Consider the following 6,222-nt stretch of genomic DNA (forward strand, 5'->3'; position numbering starts at 1 on the left):
CTAGCTTATAATTCATGGATAACGCCTCCTAAAATACTATTGTTGTGGTTAAAATTTATCTTATTGTTTGTATTGTTTCGTTTTTCTGAAAACACACACAAATATATTTTACCATTTTTTGTGTCGATGTAAAAATAGTGCTGATACTAAAATTTCCTTTACCGTATATTTTTTAATAAAAACAAATACAAAAACCTTAAACTCTTAGTAGACATGTTAGTTATTATTTTTTATAACTAATTTTTAAAAAGGGGGAAATAATAGACAGTGTATATCGACAAAAGAAGAAATAAACATGAAGCAAATTCCTATTGGTGTATCAAATCGTCATATTCATGTGACAAAGGAAGATTTAGAAAAGCTTTTTGGAGATGGTTATGAGTTAACTGTAGCAAAAGAGCTTTCTCAGCCAGGAGAATTCGCAGCAGAAGAAACAGTTACGATCAAAATAGAGAAATCCGAAATTGTGAAAGTACGAATTCTTGGGTCTGTTCGTAAATTTACACAGGTCGAGATTTCAAAAACAGATGCTCGTCATCTCGGTATAAATGCCCCGCTGCGCTCATCGGGAAACATTGATGGGACACCTGGTATTACCTTAATTGGTCCAAATGGTGAAATTCAAATTGATAAAGGAGTAATTGTTGCTGAGCGGCACATTCATATGACGCCACAAGATGCAACGCAGTTTCAAGTAAGTGACGGACAATATGTGAGTGTGAAAGTTAAAGGTGATAGAGGGTTGATTTTTAATCAAGTATTAATCCGGGTGAAGGATACGTATGCATTGGACATGCATATTGATACTGATGAAGCAAACAGTGCAAATATAAAAACAGGAGATGTCGGTGAACTGATTTTATCTCGCATTAACGGGAAGTAAGACTCTCTCCTCAAGGTTGTGAGAGAAGCGAAGAAGATAAGTGTGGGGTAAACCTGCTGGCATGTGCACCCGATTCGTTTAACTAACTGTCAGTGGGGGATGAAGGCCCCCACTGGTGGAAGTTTCACTTAATAATAATGAAAGCCATCTCAAAAATGAGATGGCTCCTACATATTTGGTGTTTGAGAAGTGTTTTTGTTTAATTGTTTTTGCTGCAATATTGAAATGAAAATAATAAATAAAGAAATTACACCAAAGATAAGCACCATATATTGCAATCCAATTGTATCTAAGAAAAAGCCAGTTCCGAGTAAGACAATTTGGAACATGACACGGTCAAACATATTACGGAATGAGAATATACGCCCATGGTAGCTTTTATCAATTTTCGTTTGGAAAATGGTTGACATAACGGGAAAGAAGCAACCAACACTAAATCCGAACATACCGAAAGATACAAGCGTCATCCATTTTATATCACTGAAAAAGAGTGATAAGTGAGAAAAAGCAATACAAAATGAAAAGATATATAGTAATTTATATGGAGAAACGTGCTCTGACAAACGTTTTATGACAAACGCGCCAAGCATAAAAGATAAACCTTCAATTGTATAAATAAATCCTTTAATTGTTGTATCATGCTGCATTTCACTAATATTTATAACCATTAAATTAAAACCGCCAATAAATAAAAGTGGAATAGTACTTAAAATTAAAGCACGAAACGCAATTGGAATTTCTTTTAAAATGCGAAATACTTCCATGAAACTTGTATTTTGGTGTTTCTTTTCATTTGTTATATTTATTTTTGTATCTTCAAAGTTTAATAATAAAGTAGCAAAGAATAATAGTGCATATGCAGCCATTGAAAAAGCATACATATAGTTCAAACTCATTACAACGAGTAGGAGACCGCCTAGTGAGGTGCCGACAATACGAGCGATTGTTGCGATATTCATATGAATTCCATTCATTTGTAATAATTCATGCTCCTGAACAATAAGTGGGATAACAGATTGTAGTGCAGGGAAATAAAAAGCTGCAGAAATTTGAATGGCGATCATAAATAAAATCATAAATGAAATACTTTCGTACTCAATAGCGAAAAACATAAAAATAACACTTAATACACGGCCTAACCCTGCATATAAAAGTACTTTTTTCTTAGAATATTGGTCAATAAATCTTCCGGCCATGGGCCCAACAAGGACACCAGCTAATAAACCAATAAACATAATAATGGATTTCATAAAGTCAGATGGAACATGCTTTTGCATGAACTCCAAATTACCTAGAATTCCTAGCCATAACCCTACCCCGGCAATAAATTCACCGGTGAGAACGACCCATACATTTTTATTACGCCACATAGGAAAACCTCTCAGTCTTTAATTGTAGTGAAAATCGTATATAAAACCTCCTTTTTTTCATTACATCGTATAACTTTATATTTTGAGTCAGAGTATATACTAAGGGTTTAAAAGAAGAATTTCAAATTTTTTGACTTAGAAGCTATTTTCGTTGTATATATATCTTTTTTCTCAGAAGAAAATAAATTGTCATTTCGTCTATTGAATGTGGAAAAAATATCCTTTATAATTTACTTACCGGTAAGTAAATAAAAAGGAGAGTGTACCTCATGTCAACAAAATACGAACAAATATTAGAAACAGCTTATATACTATTTGCCGAAAATGGATTTGAAAAAACCAGTTTATCTATGATTGCAAAAGAAGTGGGCGTGACTAAACCTGCTATTTATTATTACTTTTCTTCAAAGGAAGAATTAATTAAAGAATTGTTTAAAGAAATTGTAAAAGAAATTAATTTCTCTAGATTTTTTTCAATGCACAAATATAACAAAGAAAATTTTGAAACACAGCTCATTCATGACGGGATTCATATGATACAAGTTCAAGAAAAAGACGTCTATTACTCCAAGATATTAAATGAATACGTTGCGTTAAGCATGCGCGAAGAAAAGTATGGAAACTGGTTACAGGAAGTATTACAGGATTATTTAGGAGGGTTTATTGAAATTTTACACTTTGGAGTTGAATTAGGGGTGCTAAAAAATGAAAAAATTGAAGTGAAGGCACAATTACTCACTTTAGTTGTAGAGGGGTTAGATAAATATATGGGAAGTCCAATTCATCTCCATGCAGAAGAAATTTGGAGGTTAACTGTAAAAAGTATTTTATAAAGGGGTGTAATACAATGGTTGAAAAATCAAAAAGAGTAACAGGTTTTGATTTCGCTAGAGCACTCGCGATATTCGGAATGGTCATTGTGAATTATAAACTGGCAATGGGAGCCGATGGTAAAGGGGCAGCATGGATCATTCATTTCACAGGCCTTTTTGAAGGAAGGGCTTCTGCAATATTTGTAATTTTAGCTGGGATTGGAATCTCTCTTATGACCAAAAAAGCACGTGTAACGAAAGACCCTATTCTTATAAAAAAGAATAAACATACAATTTGGAGGAGATCGTTCTTTCTATTAATTCTGGGAATTTTCTTATATATAATTGGCTGGAATGCTGATATATTACACTATTATGCATTTTATATGTCTCTATCTTCTTTTTATATCGTCGCATCAAACCGTACTCTTCTCTATTCTTTCATCGGAATTTTAACTACAGCCCAAATTTCCCAACTTATATTTGATTATACGAAAGGCTGGGATACATCTTTCCATGAGTACTCAACATTTTGGACACTAGAAGGTTTTTGGCGTAATCTCTTATTCAATGGATTTCATCCTATTTTTCCGTGGCTATGCTTCTTACTACTCGGTATGTGGTTAGGAAGGCTAGATTTTACGCGAAATGATAGTAGAAAAAAATTATTATGGTATTCTTCTTTTTCGTTTATTGTATTAGAAAGTCTTTCATTTTTTCTTATTAAAACAATAAGTCCCTATATAGGCGGAGACATTGCAATATATATCTTTTCCACAAAGCCTATGCCTCCAAATTTATTTTATATTTTATCTAGTTCAAGTACAGCTGTTATCGTCATCATCGCATGTATATATTTCACAGAAATTTTCACTAAAAATATAATTACAAAATCTCTTATTCTAACAGGACAAATGGCATTAACACATTATATTGGTCACGTACTCTTTTTATTTGGTTTAGTAGCTGTAAATTTGTTAGAAAATCAAACTCTAAATATTTCGCTCATGTGTTCTATTCTCTTCTTTGTAAGTGCAATTGTTTTGTCCTTTATTTGGCGATCCCGTCTTACAAGGGGACCAATTGAATTACTAATGAGAAAATATACTGATTAATAATTGGGAATATGAGATTTTTTCTATTCAAAAATGGATACAAACAGGAATTTAGTAACTTTTGAAGGAAAAAGTAATGGAAGGAGTGGATGGAAGTGAATAAGGAAGAGTTAATTGTGAATCAATTTGGTCAAAATGCTGCGAAATATGTAATGAGTCAAATTCATGCAAAGGGAAAGGATTTACACAATCTTATCGAAGTTGTTCGTGATAAAAAGAACAATCGTCTTCTTGATATTGCAACGGGCGGAGGTCACGTTGTGAATGCGTTAGCAGCTTTATTTCAAGATGTTGTTGCATTTGACTTAACGGAGAACATGTTAAAGAAAGCGGAACAATTTATTTGTTCAAATGGGCATTTTAATGTTTCGTTTGTACAAGGAAATGCAGAAAAGTTACCATTTCCGAATGAATCGTTTGATACAATTACATGCCGCATCGCTGCGCATCATTTTACAGATATTAAGGAGTTTGTTGCAGAGGTACACCGAACATTAGAGAGAGATGGACTCTTCCTTCTTGTAGATAATGTTGCTCCAGAACTTGAAGAATACGATATTTTTTACAATTTTTTAGAAAAGAAACGTGATCCAAGTCATCACCGCGCTTATAAAAAGACAGAATGGATATCTTTATTAGAACGAAATGGTTTACAGGTGCAATCGTATACTACTTTTGATAAAGAATTTCAGTTTGAGTGGTGGTGTGATATGATGGGTGTTCCACAAAATGAAAGAGCTGAATTAACACAATATATGATAAAAGCTTCTCAAGAAATACAAGAATGGTTTCATATTATAATCGAAAACAATGAAGTGCATTCTTTCCATACAGAAATGACATTGTTTGTTGCTAGAAAATCATCCACTTTAAAACGTTAATTCATACTTGTGAGATTCATAGTATTCGATATACTGGATAGAGTGGAATATATATAGCAGGGAGCAATAACAATGATTCGTGTACGTATTGAAGGAACAGAAAGCGAAGTTATGCAATTTTTAAAAGATATGCCTGAGGTACCTGGATATGAAAGAACATATTCACGTGAACCGCGAAAAGGAAATAATCCGAAGTATACAAATAGTAAGAGTGTTTTAGCATATCTCACATATAAGAAAAAAGAGGAAATAAAATAACCAATCCTAAATAGGTTTGGTTATTTTATTTTGCATGAGACTGAGGGAGTGCCCTTTTTGAATAAATTAAATAATATGTAGATAATCTAAAATATTTTTTCCGATTAATAAAAGAGTAACGACAATAAACAGTATTCTCACATATGAGACGTCTTTTTTAATTGCAAAGTTTGATCCTACAAAAGCCCCTAAAATCATAGCAATCCCCATCGGAATTCCATATGAAAAATTCACGACATCTAAGTATAAAAACATGATGAGAGCGGCTATATTACTACCAAAATTAAGAACTTTTGCATTGCCGGCTGACTGAATAAAATCAAATCCAATTATTAAAAAAGAAAATAACAAAAACGAACCAGTGCCAGCTCCAAAGAATCCATCATAAAATCCAATCATAAATACTGTTACTGCAAAAATTGCCCCTCTTTTCCAGCTCATTCCTTTATATTTAGAATCTTTCCCCCAATCCTTTTTTAAAATGGTATAGGTAGCAACTGTAATTAATAATACGAGCATTAACGGTTTTAATACTTGTGAGGAAATATGTTTTACCACATATGCCCCAAATAAAGAACCAAAAACAGTCAAAGGGAACAATTTAGATACAAGGCGAAAATTTACTTTTCCTGATTTAATAAACGATATAGTACTCGTTAAAGCTCCCATTGAACTTGCTAATTTATTCGTAGCAATTGCAGTTGAAGGTGGTAATCCTGTAAACAGTAAGGCCGGAATAGAAATTAACCCGCTTCCTCCAACTACTGAATCGATGAATGCAGCTAAAAAACCAGAGAGTACTAAAAAAACTAGTGTATATAAGTTTATATCTTCCATAATAACTACCCCTATAATATAAATTTGTTTTTAGCGAAAGGATCTGATATTTAGTCACTATTAAAG

The 6,222-nt window shown here is 32.8% G+C and carries 7 protein-coding genes; 5 read left to right on the forward strand and 2 right to left on the reverse strand.

Annotated features, from left to right (window positions below):
- Window positions 1-295 precede the first annotated feature (295 nt).
- Entirely contained in the window at window positions 296-883 is a 588-nt protein-coding gene (pduL, locus tag V7024_RS23385) for a phosphate propanoyltransferase (protein WP_335524423.1), read from the forward strand.
- A 167-nt stretch (window positions 884-1,050) separates the two neighbouring features.
- On the opposite strand, the gene V7024_RS23390 is transcribed toward pduL, so the two are convergent.
- Window positions 1,051-2,253 (reverse strand): MFS transporter, encoded by a 1,203-nt coding sequence (locus V7024_RS23390; RefSeq protein WP_335524426.1) that lies wholly within the window; start codon window positions 2,251-2,253, stop codon window positions 1,051-1,053.
- Between the two features lie 269 nt (window positions 2,254-2,522).
- On the opposite strand from V7024_RS23390, the gene V7024_RS23395 reads away from it, so the two are divergent.
- The 4 genes from V7024_RS23395 to V7024_RS23410 all read left to right on the forward strand — a co-directional run bounded on the left by V7024_RS23395 (window position 2,523) and on the right by V7024_RS23410 (window position 5,319).
- A complete protein-coding gene (locus V7024_RS23395) occupies window positions 2,523-3,086 on the forward strand; it encodes a TetR/AcrR family transcriptional regulator (RefSeq protein WP_335524427.1) in 564 nt (187 codons plus the stop codon).
- A gap of 14 nt (window positions 3,087-3,100) precedes the next feature.
- On the forward strand, window positions 3,101-4,180 hold the full coding sequence (locus V7024_RS23400) for a DUF418 domain-containing protein (protein ID WP_335524428.1): 1,080 nt from the start codon (window positions 3,101-3,103) through the stop codon (window positions 4,178-4,180).
- A gap of 95 nt (window positions 4,181-4,275) precedes the next feature.
- Entirely contained in the window at window positions 4,276-5,061 is a 786-nt protein-coding gene (locus V7024_RS23405; RefSeq protein WP_335524429.1) for a class I SAM-dependent methyltransferase, read from the forward strand.
- A gap of 72 nt (window positions 5,062-5,133) precedes the next feature.
- Complete coding sequence (locus tag V7024_RS23410; protein WP_335524431.1) at window positions 5,134-5,319, forward strand: DUF3970 family protein; 186 nt, start codon at window positions 5,134-5,136, stop codon at window positions 5,317-5,319.
- A 66-nt stretch (window positions 5,320-5,385) separates the two neighbouring features.
- On the opposite strand, the gene V7024_RS23415 is transcribed toward V7024_RS23410, so the two are convergent.
- Window positions 5,386-6,156 (reverse strand): sulfite exporter TauE/SafE family protein, encoded by a 771-nt coding sequence (locus tag V7024_RS23415; protein ID WP_335524432.1) that lies wholly within the window; start codon window positions 6,154-6,156, stop codon window positions 5,386-5,388.
- Window positions 6,157-6,222 lie beyond the last annotated feature (66 nt).

The organism is Bacillus sp. JJ864 (assembly GCF_036963045.1).
Classification (GTDB): Bacteria; Bacillota; Bacilli; order Bacillales; family Bacillaceae_G; genus Bacillus_A; species Bacillus_A pseudomycoides_C.